Here is a 23,983-nt window from a genome sequence, read left to right on the forward strand (position 1 = left end):
GGGGATCCGGCCATACGGGCGGGGTAGGAATGCGACCGTTTTTCCCTGAGGTCTTTGGGGGTGCGGTGAAGCGGGGTGGAAAAGATCGGGAAAGGTGACGAAATCGTGAACACCCGGAGCTCTGGTCGGACGGCAACTACCTCAAGAGCGTAATGGCCAACCATTGTTCTACTGGCCGGAATCGGCCATTCTCTGGTGGGGCGTGACGTTTGGGGGCCGTGGGCCGGGAAGGGGCGCCAGGGGCGGAATCTGTCGTCCGCAGCGGAGGTGTGCGGGTTCCCGGGTCAGGTCGCCGCTGCGTTCGCGCGCTGGTGGACTAGCCGCGGGTGAGGTTTGTGAATACGCCAGGAGAGTAGATACGTGGGTAAATGCGATAATTGACAGAATTTCGCTCGCCCCTCGTCCCAGGAGGCCACCGACGTGGCAAGGAGCACCGAAGCGGAAAGACCCAGGGAATGGCCCGGAGGCATGGATGTCGACGGGCTGCTCGGACGCGGCTGGCGGCCCACTCCCTTTCGGGAGTTCATCCTCAAGATCCACAGCCGCTGCAACCTGGCCTGCGACTACTGCTACATGTACGAGATGGCCGACCAGAGCTGGCGCGCGCAGCCGCGGCGGATGTCCCGGCCGACGGTAGACCGGGTGGCCGAACGCATCGCCGAGCACGCCCGCGCCCACGGCCGCGAACGCGTATCGGTGGTGCTCCATGGCGGCGAACCCCTCCTGGTCGGACTCGACCACCTCCGACACACCGTCCAATCCCTGCGCAAGGCTTGCGAACCCGATGTGCACGCCGCCCTCACCGTCCAGACCAACGGTGTCCTGATCGACTCCCATTTCCTCGACCTGTTCGAGGAGCTCGGGATCCGGGTCGGGGTGAGCATCGACGGGGCCGAGGCCGACCACGACCGGCACCGGGTCAGGGCCAACGGGCGCGGTACCCACGCCGAGGTCCGTGCGGGGATCGAACGGCTCAACGCCAGACACCCCCACCTGATGTCCGGGCTGCTCGCCACAGTGGACCTGGAGTCGGACCCGGTCACCACCTACGAGCACCTCCTGGAGTACGAGCCGCCCAGCGTCGACTTCCTCCTCCCACACGGCAACTGGGACGAGCCGCCGCCCGGGTGGTCGCCGACCGAACCGCGCTACGGGGCCTGGCTCGTGTCCGTGTTCGACCGCTGGTACCGGACCGCGGAGCGGGAGACCAACATCCGCATGTTCAACGAGATCGTCCGCCTCGTCCTGGGCAGCCCCTCGCGCACCGAGACCGTCGGCCTGTCCCCGGCCGCCCTGGTGGTGGTCGAGACCGACGGCTCCATCGAGCAGGTCGACACCCTCAAGTCCGCCTTCGAGGGGGCGGCGAGCACACCCCTGCACACCTTCAACCACCCTTTCGACGATGCCCTGTACCTGCCCTCGGTCGCCGCACGCCAGATCGGTTCCCGTGCGCTCAGCCCCACCTGTACCGAGTGCCCGCTCTCCCGTGTCTGCGGCGGGGGCCTCTACCCCCACCGCTACCGCGAGGGGACCGGCTTCCTCAACCCGTCCGTGTTCTGCTCGGACCTGTTCCACCTCATCACGCACATTCATGACACCGTGGCCGCGGACGTGGCCCAGCTCAGAGAAGGGCGCTGAATGCCAGGGCCGGTCCCGGACGAGGAGTTCGACGCGCTGGCACGGGGCGGTGGCGGGGCCGAGGCCACCGCCCTCCTGCGCTCAGCACAGTACGGCAAGCACCTCCTGCTGCTGCGCCAGGTCGTGGAGGCGGCCGAGAGCGCGGACCACCCCGAGGCCGACCGGGCACGGAGCGCCTACGCCCTGCTGTCCCGAGCGCAGGAGCACGACCCGCAACGGGTGTCGGCGGTGCTGCGCCACCCCACCGTGGGCGTGTGGGCCCGCCGGACCGCCCTGGCTCTGGCCGGGCACCGGCCCGAGGAACCCAGAGTGGCCCCGATGGCTTCGCTCGCCGCCGCGGCCGCGCTGCGGAGCGGGACCGCCGCGCGGATCGAGGTGCCGCTCTACGGGCCCACCGCACCCCTGCCTTCGCTGGGCCGGGCCCTGGTCGGGGCCGAGGCCGGCCCCGCCCTGTTCGAAACCGAGGGCGGCCGGGCCACGGTACGGGCGGAGCGTGGTCCGCGGGTGCAGGTCCCCGAGGACCCCCACGAAGACGGGCCCGGTTGGCACGCCTTGCGCCGCCTGTCCGCCGAATACCGGGAAAGACGGATCGCGCTCCTCTTGGACGACCAGGACCCCGACCGCATGCCCGGCGCGGAACTGGTGGCCCACCGGCTCGGACCGCAGGAGCTCGCGCGGTGGCGCCGAGCCCTGCACGGTGCGTGGCGGACGCTGGTGCGGGACCACTGGACGGTCGCGCGGGAGACCGTCGACATCGTCGTGACCCTCACCCCCATCGCCGCCCCGGGCGGGCGCACCCACACCAGCGCCACCGCACAACACGCCTTCGGAAACCTCGGGCTGTCCACCCCTCCAGGGCCGGTACTGCTGGCGCTCACCTTCGCCCACGAGGTCCAGCACGCCAAGCTCACGGCGCTGCTCGACCTGGTGGACCTCACCCTGCCAGAGGACGGCAGCCGCTACTATGCGCCTTGGCGCCCCGACCCCCGGCCCGCCGCCGGGCTGCTGCAGGGGGTGTACGCGCACCTGGGGGTGGCGGGGTTCTGGCGCAGGCACCGGCACACCGTTTCGGGTGAGGATGCACGGCAGGCCCACGTGGAGTTCGCCCACTGGCGCCGCTCCACCGCCGACGCCTCACGTGCCCTGGCCGATTCCGGAAGGCTCACCACCGAGGGCAAGAGGTTCCTGTCCATCACGGACCAGACCCTGCGTTCCTGGCTGGCCGAGCCGGTCCCCCCAGAGGCTGAGAAGGCGGCCCAGGCGGCAGCCCGCGACCACCTGGCCCGATGGCGCCAACGCAACGCCTGAGCGGATCGGGCCACACGCACGGGGCAGCCGGAGGTAAGCCCTCACCCACCCCGCACGTATGGTCAGAGCAGGGGCGGGTCGAAGTCGGCCACCAGCCGCCGGCCCTCGCCCATCGCGTTGGTGAAGTCGTGCTCGCGTCCGAGGGTGCGCACATAACCGGTGAAGGTCTGGTCGGCCAGTTCGTCGGCCTCCTCCGTCTCCAACTCCCCTCTGAGGTCCAGCACCAGGTTGGTGGCGCAGGCCAGGGTGCTCGGGTGCTCCTCACCCAGCAGGGCCCGGTAGCGGCGCAGAGTGCCGCGGCCCAGCCGGGCTGCGTTCTTCGTTTCGCCGAGCGCCGCCAGGTCGCTGGCCAGGTTGGTGGCGGCCGCCAGCGTGTAGTGGTGGTTGCGGCCGAGCCGGGCCTCCAAGGCGGTGAGCGCCGACTCGTTCATCGAACGCGAGCGTGCCGGGTCGCCCATCAGGCGGTACAGCAAGGCCACGTTGCTCGTGCACCCGTGCTTGTAGGGGTGGTCGGCGCCATAGGCCTGGGCGTAGCGCATGTCGGTGTCTTCGGCCAGTTCCAGGGCACCGGCCAGTTCGCCGGTCATCCGCCACAGGTTGGCCAGGCACATCGCCGCCGCGAGGGTGCTCGGATGGTTGATGCTGTGCAGGCGCAGGTAGCGGGAGTGGGCGTCCTGACCGAGTTGGAGGGCTTCCTCGAGCTCTCCGGACAGGCGCCGGGCGATCGCCAGGTCGATCTGGGTGCGCAGGGTGCGCGGGTCCTCCACCCCGAGCTGGTCCCGACCGTAGGAGAGCGCGTCCTCGCCCAGGTCGCAGGCTTCGGTGAAGTCGCCGGACAGGCGTACCACCTGGGCCAGCCCTGACCAGAAGTTCAACAGCGCTGGCGAACCGCCGGCCGGAGCGGTGCGCTTGAACAGCATGTAGGCGCGCTCGTGCTTGCTCTGGGCTCCGACGAAGTCGCTGGTGAGCGCGTGGTCGAGGGCGAGGTTGTTCAGCGCGCGCAGAGTGGCGGGGTCGTTGGGGCCGAAGGCCTCCTGGTGTTGGCGCAGAACTTCCTCGTCGTGCTCGCGGGCCTGCCAGAAGTCGCCTCTGGCCCGGTAGTCCGCGCCCAGGCCGGAGAGGACACCCAGGGTCTCCGCGTGGGACTCACCCAGTTGGGAGCGCATCTTGGGCAGGATCGACCGGTTGAGGTCGTGCGCCTCGACGTAGCGCCCCAGGTCGCGGAGCCGGTTGGCGTACTTGGCTTGGGCCTCGAGAACATAGGCGTCCTCGTCGCCGGAGTCCTCGGTCCACATCTGGATGAAGTTCCGGGCGTGCCAACTGGCGGTCTCGAAGTTGCCGGACACGTAGAGGAAGCTCAGCATGTTGAGCGCGAACCGGCGGACCTCGGGTAGGTCGGACTCGGCGACCCTCGCCGGGCCCACGTGGGAGAGGAGCTCGTGGTACCGCGTCTGAGCGGGCTCGTCTGTGAAGGTCTTCGGCGCCGCCGCGCTGAGCAGGGACCACACCTCGTTCCGGATCACCTCCTGCTCGGCGTCGTCCAGTTCTTCGCGTAGCAGGGCCTGGATCAACCGGTGCATCTGGATGGTGCGGCTGGACTGGTCGAGGCGGACCAGCGCGTACCGGCCGAGTTGGCCGATGGCCTTGCTCAGGCGGATGGGGTCGGACATCAGGTCCGACATCTCCGGCCGCACCCTGCCGCCCTCAACCGGGAAGAACAGGTCGCGGGGGATCGGTTCCGGGCCGAAGAAGGCGCAGCTGCGCAGCAGCTCCATGCCCTCGGGCAGGTTCTCCTGGAGTTTGGCCACGGACAGCTGCCAGGCAGCCGTCATCGGCTTGGGGTACTCCGGTGGCTTGCCCTCGCGCAGCAGGGGGCCCGTGCGCTCCGCCAGCAAGCGCAGGTACTCCTCGGCGGACATCCCCGTCTCGGCTTGGAGGGCCCCGGCCTGTTCCAGCGCCAAGGGTAGGTGGCCGAGGGCCTCGGAAAGTTCCGCGGCCTCCGCGGTGGTGATGCCTCGGGGGATGCGCTTCTTGAAGAACTCCACGCTCTCCTGCTCGGTGAACACGTTGACCGGAACCTTCTCGGCCACGCCCTCCCACCGGTGGTTGCGCGTGGTGATCAGGACGTGCCCCGGGCCCTGGGGGATGACGTCGGAGAGCTCCTCGGGTTCGTCGGCGTTGTCGAAGATGATCAGCCAGCGCTCGTACGGCTCACCCCTGCGCAGCGCTTCGAGTACTCCGTTCGCTGCGTCCTCCACGCCGGTCACCGCCGGGCCGGGCAGGTTCAGGTGCGGCGCCAGGTGCGCAAGTGACGAGCGCACCAGGCCCGGCTGGTCGGCCATGACCCACCAGACCAGGTCGTACTCGCCCCGGAAGCGGTGGGCGTACTCCACGGCCATCAGGGTCTTGCCCACACCGCCGTAACCCTGCAGGGTGCGGGGGACGACGGGGTCAGATGGGGCCTGGGGGACCACGGCCGTGATCTGGTTGAGCAGACTGGCGCGGAGGCTGTTGATCTGGTCGCTGCGTCCGGTGAAGTTCTTGTGGCGCGGTGGGACCCTTCCCCACACCTCCGGGAATCGGTTCTTGCCCTGGTTGGGGAAGTTCCCTTTGGGAGCGGTCACGCGGTGTCCTCCGGTTTCACATTGGCCCCATCGGTCCCTTTTCCGGTCAACAGAAATACCGGGTGTTGTGTTGTGGCGGCGGATGTTGTCCGTGGGGGTTCGATATGGAATCAGCGTAGGCGATGAGGTTAGGGAGCAACAGGTCCGTGGTAAGAACTTCCTAGGACAACTCGGAAAGCTGAAAGGACGGTACGCACCGTCCTTTCATGCATGGCTGTCAAAGGGCGGACGTACGGAGGGAAAGTGATGGGCGAACACGAGTTCACCGGGCCGACAGCACTGGTGGACGTGGGTGGACTGACACTGCGCGACCTCGACGGCATCGGCGGTTCAGCGATCGCTGAGGCGCTCCGGGCCGTGCTCGACCCCCGCGACGCGGGCGCCGAGGTGGTGGCCGGGTTCTCCAACGAGCCGGGCTGAGTTCACCGGCTTCTGGCCGGAAGTGTCGAAAGGCGCGACCCCTGGTCACGCCTTATGCCGACGGGGGCTGGACCGGATGGTTCAGTGCAGCGAAAAGGACACAGGAATGTCGCCGGGTCTCGAAAGGGAGACCTGATTCATGGCACCATGGACAGCGCCGTTTCGCGCCAGAACCACTCCTCTTATCGCTGGCCGGGAGCTGCTTCATGACACGAGCCCCCATCGGGCGCACAGAGGGCCCGTTCGTCGGTCCGCGGCCTTTCCTTGCCTCGGACCGCCACTATTTCCTCGGCCGGGAGGAGGAGACCGAAGAGCTGGTGCGTTCCTGGCGCCGGAACCGGCTCACGGTGCTGCACGGACACAACGGCGTCGGCAAGACCTCACTGGTGGTGTCCGGGGCCGTCCCCGCCCTCAGCGCTGACGGCAGCACGGTCCTGCCTTCGGGCGACCTGAGTTTCGACCCGACCTTTCCCACCGCCGTCCTGCCCGGCCAGAACCCCTACACCCGGGCCGTGCTGGCGCTCTGGAGCCCTTCGGAGTTTCCCACCCACACCCCCGGTACCTCCGTCACCGACTATCTGCGCACCCACGAGAGCACCGACCGGTACGGGTTCGCGCGCCCCCTGTTCGCCGTGGTGGATCAGACCGAGCTCCTCCTGCGCCGTTCGGGCGCGCGCGAACAGTGGCGCAGGGACTTCCTGGACGAGTTGTTCTCCGCCATGGAGAACTGCGTCGACCTGCGCCTGTTGCTCACTGTCCGCACGGACCACCTCGACGATCTCCGGCGACTGGTGGAGAAACGCGAGGTCGAACACGCCGAGGTCGGCCTGGCCCCGTTCACCCCGAGCACCGCCGTCGACGTGGTCGCGCGTTCCCTGGCCCGGTTCGGTTCCCGCCTCGCACCGGAGGAGCCCCGCCGCCTGGTGGAGGAAGCGAGGACGGTGCGCGATCAGCGGGGACGTCCCTGCGAGCACAGCGACACGGTCGACCCCTCCCTCCTCCAGCTCTTGGGCCTGACCCTGTGGCAGGAGGCGACTGAGACCGGTACCTCCCTGGTCCCGGAGAGCGGCACCGAAGTCGACCGTGCACTCACCGAGCGGATCGCTGGCGTCCTCGAGCAGGTCGCCGCCGAACACCTGGTGCCGCCGGACGTCCCCCACGCCTGGCTGCGCAGGGTGGCGGTCTCGGACCAGGGTGTGGGGAGGTCGGCCTGCGAAGACCCGGACAGCGCGCTCACACCGGGGGTGGTCCACGCCTTGGAGGACCGCCACCTGGTCACCGCGGAACGGGACGGTTCCGCCTACCTGTTGCGCCACCCGCGGTTGGCCCGCCCCCTGATGGCACTGGCGCTGTCCTCCTACCCGCAGGGACTGTCTCCGTGGAGCGGGTGGGAACGCTTGCACGTCGCCCGTGCGGCCTACACCCGGGGCGAAGCAGTCCTGTGTGCCGAGCACGTACGGCAGGCGTTGCGCACCGAGCCCTCTCCGGAACCTCGAGTGCGTGCGCTGCTCGCCGTGCTCCTAGGCGACCTGGCTTTCGAGCGCGGTGATCACCGGTCCGCCGCCGAGCACTACGCCGAGGCGGGGAGGGCACACGAGTCCGTTGGCGACGGGGCCGCGGTTTCGCGAGCGCTGGTTGCGGAGGCGCGCAACCGGTTGCTGAGCGGTGAACGGGCGGCAGGGTTGGCCGGAGTGGCCGCCGCGGAGAGCCGGGTGTACGCCGACCCGAGCCTGCGGACCGGGATCGGTCAGGTGCTGTGGCTCGCGCGGCAGGCGCAGTCCGCACTGGACGTACTCGAAGGGGTTCTCGTGGGTGCGAGCGGGATGACCGAGGCGCGTCGGACCCGTGGGGAGATCCGCGCGGAGCGAGGCGGCGTTGTCGACGGGGGGTGGGGCTGAGCGTGGATCCCACTGTTCTGGTCGCCCTGATCACGGGGGTGGTGACGGCGGTCAGCACGTTGGGTGGGACGGCGCTGGCGGCTCACCGCGCGGAGATGGTCGAGCGCTGGAGGGCCGAGTACGCCCTGGAGCGGGAACGGGAGCAGCGTGAGGACGAGCGGGACCGCTCCTGGGGGCGCGAGGTGCGCACCCGGCTCGACGACGTGCGCCGGGCTGTGCTGCAGCTCGACATCGGCATGCGCCACATCGCTCAGCTGCGCGCGCACGGCCCGCCCAAGCAGGGCGGGAACGACCTGCCCGAACAGGTGCGTCAGGCCAGGGACCACCTCTATGAGGCGGTGGTCGCGGTCGAGCGCGTGCGCGACGTCCTGCCGCCGGACCGGCAGGAACCGGTTGACGACCTGAGGGAGGCGGTGGACCAGGCCCTCAACCACCTCCAGGTGGGGGACGGTCCGGGTGGAGAGGTGGAGCGGGCGCACGAGCACCTGACGGTAGGGCTTCGTCGGCTGGCCGAGGCGTTTCCGGCCGCGGCGGCCGGGACTGGTGGTGAGGTGGAGCCGTCAGAAGAAGACCGGTCGTGAAAACGATGGTGAGGACGCCCGTGGCCCCCGCCACCAGCAGGACCGTGAGGTGCACACCCAGGGACTCCAGGGCGTAGCCGCCGACCAGCATGCCCACCGGTAGCGCACCGCCGGTGAGGAAGCGGACTGTTCCGGTGAGGCGGCCCAAGAGCTCGGGCGGGACGTGGGTGGTGTGGTAGGTCGTCACGGTGACGTTCATGTGCGCGCCGATGAAGCCGATTCCGCCCCAGACCAGAGGGAGCGCGGCCACCAGCCACCCGGCCCCTGCACGGTCGGCCAGGGCGAGGAGAAGGGTCAGGGACAGCCACGCCCACAGGCACAGCGCCACCATCCGGGTGGGGTGCAGTCGGCGGACCAGGACCGGGGCCACCAGCGCGCCGAACACACCGCCGGCGCCTGTGGCGGCCAGCACCACCCCCAAGAGGAACGCCGACAGGCCCTCGCTCGTCGCGGTCAGCATGATGATCAGCCAGATCACTTGGAACAGGGCGTTGGTGACCGCGCACACGATCAGCGCCAAGCGCAGGAAGCGGTCTTCGCGGAGCACGAGGAAGCCCCCGGCCAGTTCTTGGAGGAGTCGCCGGGGACCCGACAGGCGTTCCGGCGGGTGCGACTGGCGCCGCACCCGGGGGAGGAGCAGGGAGGCCCACAGCGCCAGGGCGGAGACGACGGTGTCGAAGAGCGCGGGCAGCCCGTGCGCCACGCCGTAGAGGGCACCGCCGAGGGGGCGTCCGATCATCTGGGTGGCGTCGTTGCGGGCCTCGTTCTTGGCGGCGGCCCCGGCGAGCTCCTCGCGCGGGACCAGGCAGGGCACGGCGGCGGCCCCGGCGGTGGCGTGGAGGGTGCCGCACACCCCGTGCAGGGCCGAGGCCGCCGCGAGCAGGAGGACGGGCGCGTCGAGCAGCAGGACCGGCGCGACCAGCAGGACCACGCAGGCGATGCGCGCCGCCAGCCCGACCGCCATGACGGTGCGGGGCTCGTGGCGGTCGACCATCAGGCCCATCGGGATGTGCAGAACGGTCCGGGGAACCATGCCGGCCGCCGCGATCCACCCGGCCATCACCGGCGACCCCGTGTGGAACAGGGCCAGGAGCGGTACCGCAAGGCTGAAGGTCATGGTCCCGAGGCTGGACAGCGCCACGCTGCTCCACAGCAGTGCGAAATGGTGCCGCCAACGGCCGGTGTCCCGGACCGGAAAAGTGCCCCCAGAGTTGGCGTGCATTGTAGACATCGTTCTCAATACAGGTGGAAAACGGTCAGTTCTCGAAACCCCATCGGGGGTGCTGGGGTGGCAAATCCGCATACGTCAGACCCTGTGGTTACCGGCCTGCGGAGCCCGAGGCGGCGTGGTCAACGTCGCGCGAAAGGGCGAGGCCCATGCTATCCGGAAACGCATGCCCTCCCAGGCCACCGGCAATCAGGCTGCGTGTGCGGACATAAGCCGCTGATCGCTAAAAAAGCCCGGTGGTGTCTTTTTCGCATTTCCGGGTTGACCCCAACCGAAGTTGAGGTAGCACGATGATCCCCACGCAAGGCCCGCCGGACCCAGGAGCAACGTGACCGCGACGGAAAAAACTGTCCCCGCCCCCGAAGCGCTGCGCGGGCGGCTCAGCGCAGACCGCAACGTATGGCTGTGCACGCTGCGCGCCGACGGCTCACCGCACGTGTCTCCCGTGTGGTTCGTCCACCTGCGTGCACGGTGGTGGATCGGGACTTCCGCCACCGCCGTCAAGACCCGCAACGCCCGCCGCGACCCGCGGGTGAGCCTGGCCCTGGAGGACGCAGACGCGCCCGTCGTCGCCCAAGGGCTCGTCACCGTGCACACCGCCGGCTTCCCCGGCGACGTGCTCGAGGCCTTCCGAGCCCGCTACGACTGGGACCCGCGCACGCGCTATGAGGGGTATTCGGGGCGGCGCGTCCTTCTGGAGATCGGTGTCACCCGCTGGCTGATGGCGGGTGAGGCTCCCTGACCGCTCAGCCGGTGGACCTCGCTCAGCTGGGGTGCGCACTAGTTCAGCCGGGTGCGCGCTCCCAGGGAGGCCGCGTCGGCGGCTGCGCGGCCCTCGTACCAGCCCTCGGCGTTGGACGGCCCGCGGACCCGCGAGGTGGTCAGCGCCCCGAAGGCCTCGCCTACGGCAGCCTCCACCGCGCGCTCACGGGCGGCGAACACCGGGACCAGGTCGGTACCGGTCTCGGCGGCGACCGCCTCCTCGGTGGTGCGCGCAGATTCGGTGAGCCGTTCGCCCACGCGTACGGCGAAGGCGGACATGAAGGAGGAACGGAAGGTCTTCTTGGCGCCGCGCCCCGACCGGTCCCGGGCCGAACCGCTGACCCGCATCGCCGCGTCTGCCTGTACCAGCAGCGACGTGTACAGCAGGTCCACGGCCTCCACGTCACCGGGGAAGCCCATCACCGTGCTCAGCCCCAGCTCTCGGTGCCACACAGCCCGGCAGTGGTTGGCCTCGGCGACCTCGTTCAGCAGTACGGCCCGGTGCTCGTCGTAGGGGGAGTCGACGGGCAGCCTGCGCGCCGCGGCCGCTTCGGGCGCGTCGGGGTCGGCCGCCACCAGGGCGAGGTCGATACTGTGCCGGGCCATCATCTCCTGGGCACGGGCGGTCAGTGCTTCGGCCTCCTGCGGGAACTCGGTGGACTCGGCCTTGGCGAGCAGTGCACGCACGCGTTGCAGGCGGTTCCGGTCCACCGGTGCCGCGGACCGCCTACCGGGACGGAAGGTGCCGGGCGGCGGTCCGAGGCGGCGCATCGGAGGCAGGGTACGCAGCAGTGCCAACAGCCGGAGGACCACCTCGACCGCCTCGAAGCGCAACAGGTCGTGTTCGGAACCCAACCGGCTCAGGTGGTGGCCGTCCGCGGCCGGGGCTTCGGTGCCCATGCCGCGGACCTGCTCACTCCAGCGGGGGTCCACCGTCGCGGCGGAGTGGCGTGCGAGATCGGCCGCCACGGCCTCCGCGCACACGGCGGCGGCCAACGGCCCGGATTCGCGCGTGACGTGCCGGACCGTTTCCGCGGGCTGCCAGCCGCGCGCCCAGGCGTCGGCCACCCCGAAGAGGAGGGTGTCGAAGAGGGTCCGGTCCGCAGCCCCGGCCCAGGTGGTGTCCTCGACGTCGGCCAAGCGGGCCACGGCCAGGTCCACGCCGCCGCCCTCCTGCCCGCGCACGAGCGCGTCGACAGCACCGGTGACCACCTCCACGAGGGTGTCCGAGGGGCCGGGCCCGGCCCACTCGGTGTCCGCCCGTGCGTCGCCGCGCTTGCGGCCTTTCCTGCCCACCGTGAATCTCCCTGGTCGAAGGGTGCTGGAGCCAGCGGGTCATCCTACCCGCCGCCAGGGAGAGGGGATTCGGGAAGGTGCGGGTTGCCCGCCCTCAGGGCTTGCGGGCCACACCCCCGTACTGGGCTACGTCGCAGACGACGCCGATGTCACTGTGACCAGGCCGCCAGAGGGGGACGGAGACTACGCCGGGCTCGAGCAGCTGCAGTCCGTCGAAGAAGGCCTCGATTTGTTCTGGCGTGCGCAAGTAGATGGGCTGTGCCGCGTTCTCGTTCCAGGCCGCGGCGGCGTCGATGATCTGTTGGCTGGTGTCGGTGCTGTCACACAGGGCGAGATAGCTGCCCGAGGGCATGGCGTCCACGTAGGTGCGGGCCAGCGCGTAGGTCTCCTCGTCGGCGGGAAAGTGACCGAGCGTACCCATGATGACCAGGCCGATCGGTTGGGTGAAGTCCAGGTACTGGCGGGCTTGGGCGAGCAGTGGTTCCGGGTCGAGGAGGTCGGCGTCGATGTAGTGGGTGCTGCCTTTTTCGGTGCTGGTGAGCAGGGCTCTGGCGTGGGCGAGCACCATGGGGTCGTTGTCGACGTAGACGATGCGGGATTCGGGTGCGGCCGCTTGGGCGACTTCGTGGGTGTTGTTGGCGGTGGGTAGGCCGGTGCCGATGTCCAGGAACTGGCGGACGCCCTCTTCGCGGGCGAGGTGGGTGACCGATCGGATGATGAACTGGCGGTCGGCTCGGGCGATGTCGGCGATCTCGGGGTAGGCCTGTTCGATCTGCTCACCGAGCTCGCGGTCGACCGGATAGTGGTCCTTGCCGCCCAACCAGTAGTCACAGACCCGAGCGGAGTGGGGAACGCTCGTGTCCAAGGGCGCGGTAGGGGAGGTGTCCGTCATGGGGGCCTTCTGAGTCGGCAGGATGTTCGGAGGACAGCGGCGTTCTCAGGGCTTGCGTGCCACACCCCCGTACTGGGCCGCTTCCCTGACCTTGCCGATTTCGGACGGGTTCGGGCGCCAGAACGGGATGGAAACCACACCCGGCTCGAGCAGCTGCAGTCCGTCGAAGTAGGCCTCGACCTCTTCCGGGGTGCGCAGGTGGATCGGCAGTGCCGCGTTCTCGTTCCAGGCCGCGGCGGCGTCGATGATCTGTTGGCTGGTGTCGGTGCTGTCGTTCAGGGCGAGGAAGCTGCCCGAGGGCAGTGCGTCCATGTACGTCCGCACGAGTGAGTAGATCTTCTCGTCGACGGGGTAGTGGACGAGCGTGCCCATGAAGGTCAGCGCGATGGGCTGGGTGAAGTCCAGGTACTGGCGGGCTTGGGCGAGCAGTGGTTCCGGGTCGAGGAGGTCGGCGTCGATGTAGTGGGTGCTGCCTTTTTCGGTGCTGGTGAGCAGGGCTCTGGCGTGGGCGAGCACCATGGGGTCGTTGTCGACGTAGACGATGCGGGATTCGGGTGCGGCCGCTTGGGCGACTTCGTGGGTGTTGTTGGCGGTGGGTAGGCCGGTGCCGATGTCCAGGAACTGGCGGACGCCCTCTTCGCGGGCGAGGTGGGTGACCGATCGGATGATGAACTGGCGGTCGGCTCGGGCGATGTCGGCGATCTCGGGGTAGGCCTGTTCGATCTGCTCACCGAGCTCGCGGTCGACCGGATAGTGGTCCTTGCCGCCCAACCAGTAGTTCCACACCCGAGCGGAGTGGGGAACGCTCGTGTCCAAGGGCGCGGTAGGGGAGGTGTCCGTCATGAGGGCCTTCCGACGTGGCGGGGGATCCGGTGAACAGCCGTATTGTCCTCCCTCATCCCCGCGCATGGCAAGCAGGATCCCCTTAACCACAGGGCTTTTGGTCGCTGCCCGTGTGACCCGTCAGAACAGGCCTGTGGGCGGGGAGCCACTCCTTGTGCGCTATGTCGCCTTCACCCGGCGTGACCTGCGGTGTGCCACCGTGCCGGGCACCGAAAGGCGCAGCTTTCCTGGAGGAAGCACCCCGGAAACATCCACGACATAGCGTCGCCCCCAACCGCCGCCACTCAGGAGTCTCCATGCGCCAGGGAACCGGATCCACGGGCCGCGACAACGTCCACGGAGGAAAGAGCGCTGAGCGCTGCCCCTACGAGGGGGTTCTGCCACTGCACCAAGGGGGCGGACTCCCCTGGGAGCAACTGCGCACCCGGTTCGGCGGCCTGGTCCCGGTTGAGATCACACCCGGCGTCCCCGGTTGGCTCCTGCTCGGCTACAAGGAGAACCTCCAGGTCCTGCGCGACCACATCTACTTCTCCGCCGACCCGCGGCTCTGGAGCCCCGGCGGCGCACCGCCGGCCCGCAGCGGGGCGCTGGCCCGCGACGGGGACGAACACCAGAGGCTGCGCCTGCCCATCGTGGACGCGCTGGCCTCCGTGGGCACACCGCAGCTGGTCCCGGTGGTGCAACGTGCCGCGGTGCACCTGCTCGGCGCGGTCGAGGCCGAGGGCTCGGCCGACCTCGTCGGCCACTACGCGGCCCCGCTGCCCGCGCTCGTCCTCAACGAACTCTTCGGGCTTCCCGACCCGTACGGTCACCTCCTGGCCGACCTCACCGAGCGGCTCTGGAACGGCGACCCGCAACGGGCCGAAGCCGCTGCCCTGGGTGTGCGCTCCTATTTCCAGGGCCTGGTCGCCCGCAAGCGTGCCGTACCCGGCGAGGACATCGCCAGCCGGATCCTGGCGCATCCGCACGGGCTCACCGACGACGAGGCGGTGGAGGCGTTGTCCCTGCTGTGGGAGACCGGGCACGAGCCCACCACCCACCTCATCGGCAACGCCCTGCTCAAGCTCTTGGAGGACCCGAACGTGTGGACCGCCTACCTGGGCGGCACGCTCACCCCCGAGGACTTCGTCGACTACGTGATGTGGACCGACTCCCCGATCCGGATGCTCGCCGGGCGCTACTCCGTTAGGGACATCCGTTTTTCGGGGGCCCGGATCCGCCGAGGCGAACCCCTGCTGTTCGGCTTCGCCTCAGCGCACACCGACCCCTCCGTGGTCCGCGGCGCCGACGATGCCATGGCCTTGGCGGGAAACCGCTCCCACCTCTCCTGGGGCGCGGGTGCCCACCGCTGCCCGGCCACCGCCTTCGCCCGGGAACTGGTGCGCACCGCCATCGACACCGCGGTGGACCGCATGCGCGGCATGGTGATGGCGGCTGAGCCCGGTGACCTGCGCTGGCGCACCTCACTGAGCGTGCACGGCCTCGTGGAGCTACCCGTGTGGTTCACCCCGACCGGCGAGCGCGGCCAGCAGCGGGCACGGTCCGAGCCCCGCCCCGAACGCGCCGCCTCGCGCTGGGTCCGCAGGAAGAAGCGCAAACCAGCGCCGCAGGGCGCCCGGTACCAGGCGCCGCTGCGGGAGGGTGGGGCCGAGCCCGAGGAACGCTCCCGGACCCTCCCCGTGCGGCCCGCCGGGACCAGGACCCGGAAGCCGCGGCCGCAGGGCGCGGGCGCCCGGTACCAGGCGCCGTTCGCGGAGGAGGTCCACGTTCCCGACGCGCTGGAACAGCTCCTGGAGAACTGGCGGTCGAAGGGCCCCTAGGACCCGTCCGACCCCGCCGTGTCCCCGTCCGGCTCCACCACGAGCACCTCCAGGGTGCGGGGGCCGTGCACGCCCTCCACCCGGTTCAGCTCGATGTCGCTGGTGGCCGACGGGCCGCTGATCCAGGTGAGCGGGCGCCCCGGGTCCAGGAGCCGCACGCCTTGGGGAACACCGTCCACGACCTGATCCGCGCGCACCACGCACAGGTGGTAGTCGGGGACCAGCGAGATAGCCCGCCGCCCCTGGTCGGGGCCGGCGTCCAGGACGATGGTGCCGGTCTCGGCGATCGCTACGGCGCACCCGGTGACCACACCGTCGGTGGCGTCGAGTTCGGCCACCGAAAGCGGGGATCCGGGGGAGTCGCTGAGCCGCTGGGCCGAGACGGCGGTGAACCACTGCGCGGGTGCCCCTTCGGGGACCGCGACACGTGCCGCGCCCCTGCGCTCCAGGGCGGTGGCGATGCGGTCGGGCAGGTCAGCGGCCGACACCCGCTCCACCAGTGCCTTGTAGTCCAGCAACCGGTCCACGAGCACGTCCAGGGTGGCCCCCTCGGAGTGGCTTTCCGCGTAGTCGCGCTCCACCGGCCGCTCTGTCGGCTCGTCGGCGGGCACGTCGGACAGTGCGGCGCGCACGCGCGCCAGGACACGCTCTCGGGAGCTACTCAACCCTGCCCCTTTCCCTGCTCGCGCCACCACTGGCGGAAGGATTTCTCCGGAACCTCGGGGACGTCGCGGGTGTCCGTCCAGTTCCCCGCCAGCCCGGGAAGGTGGCCGGGGAGGCTCCCGCGCGCCGCACTGGCGGCCCGCTGGGCCGCCTCCAGGGCCGTCGAGGACCCGAACACCGCTTCCGCTCCGGCCATCATCGCCTTCTCACCCAGGTGCCCAGGACCCTCCGCGACCTGCTCGCGCAGGTGGACCAGGACTTCGGGGATGTCGATGGCCACCGGGCAGACGTCGTAACAGGCCCCGCACAGCGACGACGCGTACGGCAGCGCCTCGTCCACCTCCGAGGACATCCCTTGGAGCTGGGGGGTGAGGATCGCGCCGATCGGCCCCGGATAGACCGAACCGTAGGCGTGCCCGCCGGTGCGCTCGTAGACGGGGCAGATGTTGAGACAGGCCGAACAGCGGATACAGCGCAGTGCCTGACGGCCCACGGTGTCGGCCAGCACGTCGGTGCGGCCGTTGTCGAGCAGCACCAGGTGGAACTCCTGGGGGCCGTCGCCCGGGGTGACCCCGGTCCAGGTCGAGGTGTAGGGGTTCATCCGCTCGCCCGTGGAGGACCGCGGCAGCAGCTGCATGAACACCTCGAGGTCGGACCACGTGGGTACGAGCTTCTCGATACCCACCACCGAGATGAGCGTCTCGGGCAGGGTCAGGCACATCCGGCCGTTGCCTTCGGACTCCAGGACCACGAGTGTGCCTGAGTCGGCCACCGCGAAATTGGCCCCCGAGACCGCCACCTTGGAGCGCAGGAACAGCTCGCGCAGGTGAACGCGGGCGGCCTCGGCCAACGCCTTGGGGTCGTCCGTGAGCCCCGGCGGGGCCGGAACGCCCCACTCGGACATCTGGTCCAGGAAGATCTCCCGGATCTGCGAACGTGCCAGGTGGATGGCGGGCACCAGGATGTGCGAGGGGAGGTCCTCTCCCAACTGCACGATCAGCTCGGCCAGGTCGGTCTCGTAGGCGGTGATGCCGGCGGCTTCGAGCGCGTTGTTCAGCTCGATCTCCTGGGTGGCCATCGACTTGACCTTGACCACCTCGGACTCGCCGGTCTGCCGCACCAGGCGGGTGACGATCTCGTTGGCCTCGGCCGCGTCGGATGCCCAGTGCACCGTCCCGCCGGCCCGTTGGACCGACTCCTCCAGCTGTTCCAGGTAGTGGTCCAGGTGGCGCAGCGTGTGCGTCTTGACCTGTTCGCCCTCGGAACGCAGGCGCTGCCAGTCGTCGCCCAGTTCGCCGACGACGGAGTCGCGCTTGCCGCGGATGGTGTGGGTGGCCTTGTGCAGGTTGTGACGGGTCTGGGAGTCGTTGACCGCGCTGCGCGCGGCCTCGGGAAAGGGCGGAATGCCCAGGAACGTGGCGCTCATGCTCGCGCGTACTCCTTCTCGGTACTGGCCAGGATCTCAGCGATGTGCGCGATCCGCAGTCCCGCGCGCTGCCGCGACAGCGTGCCGCCGATGTGCATCAGGCAGGAGTTGTCCACCGCGCAAAGGACCTCGGCGCCGGTCTCCACCGCGTGGCGTGCCTTGTCGAAGCCCATCGCCGCGGAGACGTCGCCGTTCTTGACCGAGAACGTGCCCCCGAATCCGCAGCACTCGGTGGCGCCGGGTAGTTCGAGCAGTTCCAGGCCGCGCACCGCGCGCAGCAGTTGGTAGGGACGGTCCCCCAGGCCGAGGAAGCGCAGCCCGTGACATGTGGGGTGGTAGACGACCTTGTGCGGGAAGTAGGCGCCCACATCGGTCACCTTCAGCACGTCCACGAGGAACTCCGTGAGGTCGTACACGCGCGGGGACAGGTCCGCCACTTTCCGGGAGAGGCGGCTCCCCTGTGCGCCCAGGCGCGGGTAGTGGGAGCGCACCATCGCGGCGCACGAGGCCGAGGGGACGATGACCGCGTCGGCCCGGTCGAAGATCTTCACGAACCGCACCGCGAGCTTGGCCGCGGGGCGCCGGTAACCGGTGTTGTAGTGCATCTGGCCGCAACAGGTCTGCTCGGTGGGGAAGACCACCTCGTGGCCCAGCCGCTCCAAGAGCCGCACCACGGACCGGCCCGTGTCGGGGAAGAGTGTGTCGTTGACACAGGTGATGAACAGCGCGATCCGCATGTGCCTCCTTCGTGCTCCGGCAACGCGGGCCAAGTGGTCCGACCACATTGCCTGATCAACGCGAGAGAGGCAAGGGGGGATCGTCGGTTCGAAACGGGTAGGATTCCGCTGTCATCAGTCGTAACCCCGGCTTAGGAGGTGAAGGACGGCGTGCGCACCCCGGTCGCCCAGCGGACCGTCGGCCAGATCAAGGCGATGATCTCCAACGGAGAGGTAGGACCAGGAGAGCGACTTCCTACCGAACGCGAGCTCTCCTCCCGCCTGGGCGTCTCCCGCGGCACGGTCCGCGAGGCGATCAGCTCACTGACCACGCTCGGAGTCCTGGAGGTCCGGCACGGCGCCGGCGTCTACGTCACCGCCCTGCGCCCGTCCGACCTGTTGGAGGCCTTCTCCGTCCTGGCCGAGGTGTCCCAGGACCAGACCCTGATGGAGGTCCTCCAAGTCCGCCGGATGATCGAGCCCGCCGCCACGGCGATGGCGGCCGCGCGCGCCACCCCCGAGGACCTGGCCCGGATCGGCTCCCTGCTCGACCGGATGGCGGACGGCGCGGCAGGGTGCGAGCCCGCCGTGCACGGCGCCGCCGACCTGGGGTTCCACCAGGCCATCGTGGCCTGCGTGGGCAATGCCACCCTCTCGGCGGTCCACTCCGGGCTGTCGTCGCGTACGTTCAATGAAAGGGTCTGGGCCGGGCACGGCGAGGCCGACGTCGCCGAGGCCCTGCACGAGGACCACTGGCGGATCCACGAGGCCCTCGCGGCACGGGATCCCGAGGCGGCTCGCGCGGCCGCGGCCGCGCACGTGCTCAGGGTCGAGCACTGGCTCACCGCCCACACCGGCCCCACAACGTAGTGGGTTCGGGCCTCATCGGCCGTGGCGTCGTTCCACGCGCTCGGCGTAGGCCTCGGCCTTGAGGAGCCGGGACAGCTCCTCACGTCCGGGAACGGGCGGCCGCTCCTCCGCGGGCGGGGGTGCCTGCTCCGGAACTTCTTTGCGGAGTTCGGCGTCTATACCGAGTGCCTCGTGGTCCTCGATCTCCTCGATCCGGTAGTCCTCGGGGTGCTCCTCCAGGTACTCCGCCACGGCGGTGTCCTGGCTCGGGGCGCCCACGTCCATGTCGGCGTCCACGTCGTCGATGTCCGTGACGCCGTCGTCGAAGTCTGCGGATTCCGTCACCGGCGGCCCCCTCGCCTCGGTTCCCTCCTTCGATCATGCCTGTTCGGGGCGGGAGACGCCAGTGGGGCGCGTACCGAGGGCAACGGTCGCTGAACGGGGCGCAGTTTTCGCGGATAGGCTTTTTCGCCGGTATCCGACAGCAGAGAAGGAGTTCCCACCCAAGTGACCGTGCGCGAACGGGTCCGAACCATCGTCGAGGCCCGCTGGTTCCAGGCCGCTGTCATCACCGTCATCCTCATCAACGCCGTCGTCCTCGGTATCGAGACGTCGCAGCGGATGATGGAGGAGCACGGCGACCTCCTGTTCGCCATCGACAGGGTGATCCTGTCGGTGTTCGTCGTCGAACTGGGGCTGCGGGTCTTCGCCCACCGCAGGGACTTCTTCCGGGATCCCTGGAGCTGGTTCGACATGGTCATCATCGGGATCGCCCTGCTTCCGGCCTCCGGGCCGTTCGCGGTCCTGCGGGTGCTCCGGGTCCTGCGCGTGCTGCGGCTGCTGTCGGTGATTCCGAGCCTGCGCCACGTGGTGGCCGGGCTGTTCCGGGCGATGCCCGGCATGGCCTCGATCATGGCCCTAGTGGTGCTGCTGCTGTACGTTTCGGCGGTGATGGCCACCAAGCTGTTCGCCACCGACGCCCCGCAGTACTTCGGTGACCTCTGGACCTCCCTCTTCACCCTCTTCCAGATCTTCACTGCGGACGGTTGGGCCGAGATCGCACAGGAGGTCATGGAGAGCCAGCCCATGGCGTGGATCTTCTTCGTGGTCTTCGTCCTGGTGTCCACCCTCATCGCCCTCAACCTGTTCATCGCCGTCGCGGTGGAGGCCCTCGACAGGTCCGGAGACGAGGAGCGCGCGGGCGGCGACGCGCCCGGCCAAGGCCCCGCGGACGGCGCCGGCGCTGAGGGGCCGCGCGGCAGGGGTCCGCACGGCGGCCGGGGCTCGGGCCAGGGCGGTACCGGGTCGTCCGGTCCAACCGGTCCGGACGACGGTCAGCTGCAGATCCTCGCCGAGCTGCGGGCACTGCGCGAGGAAGTCTCCCAGCTGCGCGCTGAACGCGAACGGGAGCGCAGCGGACAAACCATGGGTTAAAGCCCTGACGTGCCGGAGAAAGCCCGTGGTTGCCGGTTTTCGTGGGAAGGTTGGGGGCACAGCCGCACACCGCGGACACGGCGCCCGGGACGGGTACCCGCTCGCCGTGTGCGCCTTTCCAGACCACGGAGGAGCGACCGGATGTCTGCCAGTACACCCCTCCCTCGCACCGAGGACAGCGGAGGCCGGTCCGACGCGACCACACCCCTGGACCGCAGCGGGGAATGGGCCGCGCTCGACGAGCACCGCACCCGGTTCGGCGGAACCCACCTGCGTGATCTGTTCGCGGACGATCCCGCACGGGCCGACCGGTACGCGCTCGACGTCGGGGACCTGCACGTCGACTACTCCAAGAACCTCGTCACCGACGAGACCCTGCGCCTGCTCGGCGGCCTGGCGGAGGCCGCCGGGGTCGCCATGCTGCGCGACGCCATGCTGCGCGGCGACCGCATCAACCTGACCGAGGACCGCGCCGTCCTGCACACCGCCCTGCGCGCACCGCGGGGCAGCGTCATCAAAGCGGACGGGTACGACGTGGTGCCAGAGGTGCACCGGGTCCTGGACCAGATGGCCGCCTTCGCCGAACGGGTGCGCTCGCGTTCGTGGCTGGGCCACACCGGTCGGCCCGTGACCCGGGTGGTCAACATCGGTATCGGCGGCTCCGACCTGGGGCCCGCCATGGCCTACGAGGCGCTGCGCCCCTACACCGACCGGGGCCTGGAGTTCCGCTTCGTCTCCAACGTCGACGGCACCGACCTGCACGAGGCCCTGGTGGACGCCGACCCCGAACGCACCCTGTTCGTGGTCGCCTCCAAGACCTTCACCACTATCGAGACCATCACCAACGCCACGGCGGCCCGCGACTGGCTCCTGTCCGGTCTGGACGCGGGACCCGAAGCGATCGCCCAGCACTTCGTCGCGGTTTCCACCAACGCCGACGAGGTCGCCGGGTTCGGTATCGACACGGCCAACATGTTCGAGTTCTGGGACTGGGTGGGCGGCCGCTACTCCTACGACTCGGCGATCGGCCTGTCGCTGATGGTTGCCCTGGGGCCGGAGCGGTTCCGGGAGATGCTCGCGGGGTTCCACGCCATGGACACCCACTTCGCCACGGCACCCGCCGAACAGAACCTGCCGTTCCTGCTCGGCCTGCTCGGTGTCTGGTACGGGGGCTTCTTCGACGCGCAGTCGCACGCGGTGCTGCCCTACAGCCACTACATGTCGAAGTTCCCGGCCTACCTCCAGCAGCTCGACATGGAATCCAACGGCAAGTCGGTGCAGCGCGACGGCCGACCCGTCGACTGGCAGACCGGGCCGGTGGTGTGGGGGACCCCCGGTACCAACGGCCAGCACGCCTACTTCCAGCTGCTGCACCAGGGCACGCGGTTCGTGCCCGCCGACCTCATCGGTTTCGCGCGCCCCGCGCCGGACCTGCCCGAGGGGCTGGTTCCCCAGCACGACCTGTTGATGGCCAACCTGTTCGCCCAGGGCCAGGCGCTGGCCTTCGGCCGCACCGGCAGCGAGGTGGCCGCCGAGGGCGTGCCCGCCGATCTGGTGCCTCACCGGACGTTCCCGGGCAATCGGCCCACGACCACGATCCTGGCCGACCGGCTCGACCCCTCGGTGCTCGGCAAGCTCGTCGCCCTCTACGAGCACAAGGTGTTCGTGCAGGGTGCGGTGTGGAACATCAACTCCTTCGACCAGTGGGGTGTCCAGCTCGGCAAGGTGCTGGCCAAGAAGGTGGAGCCGGCCCTGACCGGGGGCGCCGACGTGCCCGGCCTGGATCCCTCCACAGCGGCTCTGGTCGAGCGCTATAGGGAGCTGCGCGGCCGCTAACACGGTGAACCAAGAGGCGCGTGCCACGTTGTGGTACGCGCCCTTTTAGTTTTCGCGGGTGGATCTTCCTGTTGTTCGGCATTGGTTCCGAATGGGGCCGGGTTCCCGTTGTGGAAAACGCGGAGAGGGTAAGTGTCCTTGCTTTTCGATGTCAAATGCGCGGCATGGAAAACCGGGTTCTGGCCGAAAACGGACCGGTTCGATGTCCGCATGCGGCCGTTTTGCCCGTCCGGATGTGGCCTTCACGGTGCCTCATCGCGGATCTATGGTTAGCATTCCTGGTGGATTCAACGGCTTGATCAACCGTTGGCTTCGCAGTCCCGTCAGTAGTATTTTCTGCAACTGAAAGATGGAGGATTCCGCATGGGAATCAAGGAAAACGGACGGGTTTCCCGGGTCACCGCGACCCTGGGAGTGACCGCTGCCGCTCTGCTCGGCGGGGCCGTGCTGGCGGCCCCCGCGAGCGCTGCCGTCGTGAACTCGTGGCAGTCCGCTGAACTGGAATGGCAGTCCGCTGACGCGGAGTGGCAGACCTCCAGGGATATCGAATGGGGCTAGCGCAGGCCAGCCAGGTACGCGTCCAGCCGATACCTGACGAGTACCGGTTAACCGTACCCGGATCCCTGCTTCTCTGAGGGATTTCACTTGATAGGCGGTGCGGCGGGTGCGAACCCGTCGCACCGCCCCGTCCCGGAACAACAGGGAGGTTCCCTTGCCCACCACGACGAAGTCCGGTGGCCTGGTGCGTGGCACGGCGCTCCTCGCCGTGGCCGCGGCGACCGCCGTTGGCGGCGCCGTGCTCTCGTCCCCGGCCCATGCGGCGGCCCCCGCCGCGCAGTCGGCCGATGCCCAGTCGGAGCCCTACTGCGTGCACGAGGCCCTCGACGACGCCCCCGTCCACGAAGCCCCCGGCGGAGAGGTCATCGACTACATCCCCGAGGGTGAGTCGGTCGCGGTCCGGCCGGTGGCATCGACCGACTGGATGGAGATCGCGAACAGCGGATACGTGCAGGACCACTACCTCAGTGACAGGAACGGGCCGTGCATGGTCCCTTAAGCCGGTGCGGCATCGGGCCCTGACCCCAGGTGGCGAAGCACGTTCACTCTCGCCCCGGCCCCAGCAGCTACCACCCTTCAGCAACCGCCACCCCAGTAGGCGTAGAGCGCACCTCCTTCGCCCCGAGTTAGCACCAGAGCAAATCGGCCTTCTACCAGCGTTGAGGGGGCGATTGCGTTTCAGGTTACTCCCCAGCGCACTCGCTGCCATTCGGTATCGAGAACCAGAATGTACCACGTGCTATTTCTCCGTCCGCCTCCGTGGTGCGGGGGAGAATAGATATGAGCCGCGCCCGGTGTCAAATAATAGCTAGGGAAAATAAGTTCTGTCCGGTTGCGGCCTGCTGAGCTGGCCGGATGTGGCCGATCGGGTGTGTATCTTCCATTCCTTGGCTAGTCTTGCAGTGAATTCATCAGATTGATCAGGAGCTGATTTATCTGGTCTCGCCCGAGGATTCCGATGGTTTCTCTCAGGGTAGGAATGAGGTTTTCCGTGCAGAAGAAGAAAAACCCCCTGGCTCGTGGCGGATCGGTAGTGGCCCTGGCAGCAGCGACCGTGCTCGGCGGGTGACTGTTCAGGTGTCCCGGAGAAGGATCAGACGGTTTCGGGCATCCAGCACCGGCCCTCGGCCAGGTGGACCAGGGCGTCGAACATACCGATGCCGTGCTTGGCCGCGGTCGCTACATAGGAGC

The 23,983-nt window shown here is 69.4% G+C and carries 20 protein-coding genes; 11 read left to right on the forward strand and 9 right to left on the reverse strand.

What is annotated here, in order from left to right; genetic code table 11:
- Positions 1-468: 468 nt before the first annotated feature.
- Positions 469-1,638 (forward strand): FxsB family cyclophane-forming radical SAM/SPASM peptide maturase, encoded by a 1,170-nt coding sequence (locus tag ACYVDG_RS05685; RefSeq protein WP_460747286.1) that lies wholly within the window; start codon positions 469-471, stop codon positions 1,636-1,638.
- Complete coding sequence (locus ACYVDG_RS05690; protein WP_460747263.1) at positions 1,639-2,946, forward strand: HEXXH motif domain-containing protein; 1,308 nt, start codon at positions 1,639-1,641, stop codon at positions 2,944-2,946.
- Positions 2,947-3,008: 62 nt separating this feature from the next.
- Here the strand turns inward: ACYVDG_RS05690 and fxsT are convergent, their stop codons facing one another.
- A complete protein-coding gene (gene fxsT, locus ACYVDG_RS05695; RefSeq protein WP_460747264.1) occupies positions 3,009-5,570 on the reverse strand; it encodes an FxSxx-COOH system tetratricopeptide repeat protein in 2,562 nt (853 codons plus the stop codon).
- Between the two features lie 246 nt (positions 5,571-5,816).
- Here fxsT and fxsA point away from each other — a divergent pair, with 246 nt between their 5' ends.
- Both fxsA and ACYVDG_RS05705 read left to right on the forward strand, forming a co-directional pair.
- On the forward strand, positions 5,817-5,990 hold the full coding sequence (fxsA, locus tag ACYVDG_RS05700; RefSeq protein ID WP_460747265.1) for an FxSxx-COOH cyclophane-containing RiPP peptide: 174 nt from the start codon (positions 5,817-5,819) through the stop codon (positions 5,988-5,990).
- Between the two features lie 206 nt (positions 5,991-6,196).
- Positions 6,197-7,888 (forward strand): tetratricopeptide repeat protein, encoded by a 1,692-nt coding sequence (locus ACYVDG_RS05705; protein WP_460747266.1) that lies wholly within the window; start codon positions 6,197-6,199, stop codon positions 7,886-7,888.
- Positions 7,889-8,314: 426 nt separating this feature from the next.
- Here the strand turns inward: ACYVDG_RS05705 and ACYVDG_RS05710 are convergent, their stop codons facing one another.
- A complete protein-coding gene (locus ACYVDG_RS05710) occupies positions 8,315-9,691 on the reverse strand; it encodes an MFS transporter (protein WP_460747267.1) in 1,377 nt (458 codons plus the stop codon).
- A 334-nt stretch (positions 9,692-10,025) separates the two neighbouring features.
- Between ACYVDG_RS05710 and ACYVDG_RS05715 the strand changes: the two genes are divergently transcribed.
- Positions 10,026-10,439: a pyridoxamine 5'-phosphate oxidase family protein gene (locus ACYVDG_RS05715; protein WP_460747268.1), complete on the forward strand. Its 414-nt coding sequence runs from the start codon at positions 10,026-10,028 to the stop codon at positions 10,437-10,439.
- Between the two features lie 38 nt (positions 10,440-10,477).
- Here ACYVDG_RS05715 and ACYVDG_RS05720 read toward each other — a convergent pair whose 3' ends face one another.
- The 3 genes from ACYVDG_RS05720 to ACYVDG_RS05730 all read right to left on the reverse strand — a co-directional run bounded on the left by ACYVDG_RS05720 (position 10,478) and on the right by ACYVDG_RS05730 (position 13,490).
- The gene (locus tag ACYVDG_RS05720) at positions 10,478-11,755 is read right to left on the reverse strand and encodes a DUF2786 domain-containing protein (RefSeq protein WP_460747269.1); all 1,278 of its coding nucleotides are present in this window, start codon (positions 11,753-11,755) and stop codon (positions 10,478-10,480) included.
- A 94-nt stretch (positions 11,756-11,849) separates the two neighbouring features.
- A complete protein-coding gene (locus ACYVDG_RS05725; protein WP_460747270.1) occupies positions 11,850-12,647 on the reverse strand; it encodes an SAM-dependent methyltransferase in 798 nt (265 codons plus the stop codon).
- A gap of 45 nt (positions 12,648-12,692) precedes the next feature.
- Positions 12,693-13,490 (reverse strand): SAM-dependent methyltransferase, encoded by a 798-nt coding sequence (locus ACYVDG_RS05730; RefSeq protein WP_460747272.1) that lies wholly within the window; start codon positions 13,488-13,490, stop codon positions 12,693-12,695.
- 296 nt (positions 13,491-13,786) lie between these two features.
- Between ACYVDG_RS05730 and ACYVDG_RS05735 the strand changes: the two genes are divergently transcribed.
- The gene (locus ACYVDG_RS05735) at positions 13,787-15,310 is read left to right on the forward strand and encodes a cytochrome P450 family protein (protein ID WP_460747273.1); all 1,524 of its coding nucleotides are present in this window, start codon (positions 13,787-13,789) and stop codon (positions 15,308-15,310) included.
- Here ACYVDG_RS05735 and ACYVDG_RS05740 read toward each other — a convergent pair.
- The 3 genes from ACYVDG_RS05740 to ACYVDG_RS05750 are packed head-to-tail and all read right to left on the reverse strand — an operon-like array spanning position 15,307 to position 18,136.
- Positions 15,307-15,975, reverse strand: coding sequence for a LutC/YkgG family protein (locus tag ACYVDG_RS05740; protein ID WP_460747274.1), 669 nt, complete (start codon positions 15,973-15,975; stop codon positions 15,307-15,309). The two genes, ACYVDG_RS05735 and ACYVDG_RS05740, sit on opposite strands and share 4 nt — an antisense overlap.
- Positions 15,972-17,399: a lactate utilization protein B gene (locus ACYVDG_RS05745; protein ID WP_460747275.1), complete on the reverse strand. Its 1,428-nt coding sequence runs from the start codon at positions 17,397-17,399 to the stop codon at positions 15,972-15,974. The genes ACYVDG_RS05740 and ACYVDG_RS05745 overlap by 4 nt, the downstream gene beginning before the upstream one ends.
- Positions 17,396-18,136: a (Fe-S)-binding protein gene (locus ACYVDG_RS05750; protein ID WP_460747276.1), complete on the reverse strand. Its 741-nt coding sequence runs from the start codon at positions 18,134-18,136 to the stop codon at positions 17,396-17,398. The genes ACYVDG_RS05745 and ACYVDG_RS05750 overlap by 4 nt, the downstream gene beginning before the upstream one ends.
- Before the next feature lie 150 nt (positions 18,137-18,286).
- Between ACYVDG_RS05750 and ACYVDG_RS05755 the strand changes: the two genes are divergently transcribed.
- A complete protein-coding gene (locus tag ACYVDG_RS05755) occupies positions 18,287-18,985 on the forward strand; it encodes a FadR/GntR family transcriptional regulator (RefSeq protein ID WP_460747277.1) in 699 nt (232 codons plus the stop codon).
- A 12-nt stretch (positions 18,986-18,997) separates the two neighbouring features.
- Here the strand turns inward: ACYVDG_RS05755 and ACYVDG_RS05760 are convergent, their stop codons facing one another.
- Positions 18,998-19,309, reverse strand: coding sequence for a hypothetical protein (locus ACYVDG_RS05760; RefSeq protein ID WP_460747278.1), 312 nt, complete (start codon positions 19,307-19,309; stop codon positions 18,998-19,000).
- Positions 19,310-19,471: 162 nt separating this feature from the next.
- On the opposite strand from ACYVDG_RS05760, the gene ACYVDG_RS05765 reads away from it, so the two are divergent.
- The 4 genes from ACYVDG_RS05765 to ACYVDG_RS05780 all read left to right on the forward strand — a co-directional run bounded on the left by ACYVDG_RS05765 (position 19,472) and on the right by ACYVDG_RS05780 (position 23,291).
- Entirely contained in the window at positions 19,472-20,398 is a 927-nt protein-coding gene (locus ACYVDG_RS05765; RefSeq protein ID WP_460747279.1) for an ion transporter, read from the forward strand.
- A 141-nt stretch (positions 20,399-20,539) separates the two neighbouring features.
- Positions 20,540-22,234, forward strand: coding sequence for a glucose-6-phosphate isomerase (gene pgi, locus ACYVDG_RS05770; RefSeq protein ID WP_460747281.1), 1,695 nt, complete (start codon positions 20,540-20,542; stop codon positions 22,232-22,234).
- Positions 22,235-22,597: 363 nt separating this feature from the next.
- A complete protein-coding gene (locus ACYVDG_RS05775; RefSeq protein WP_460747282.1) occupies positions 22,598-22,792 on the forward strand; it encodes a hypothetical protein in 195 nt (64 codons plus the stop codon).
- Positions 22,793-22,946: 154 nt separating this feature from the next.
- On the forward strand, positions 22,947-23,291 hold the full coding sequence (locus ACYVDG_RS05780; protein WP_460747283.1) for a hypothetical protein: 345 nt from the start codon (positions 22,947-22,949) through the stop codon (positions 23,289-23,291).
- Positions 23,292-23,983: the final 692 nt, after the last annotated feature.

It is taken from the genome of Nocardiopsis oceani, assembly GCF_054777395.1.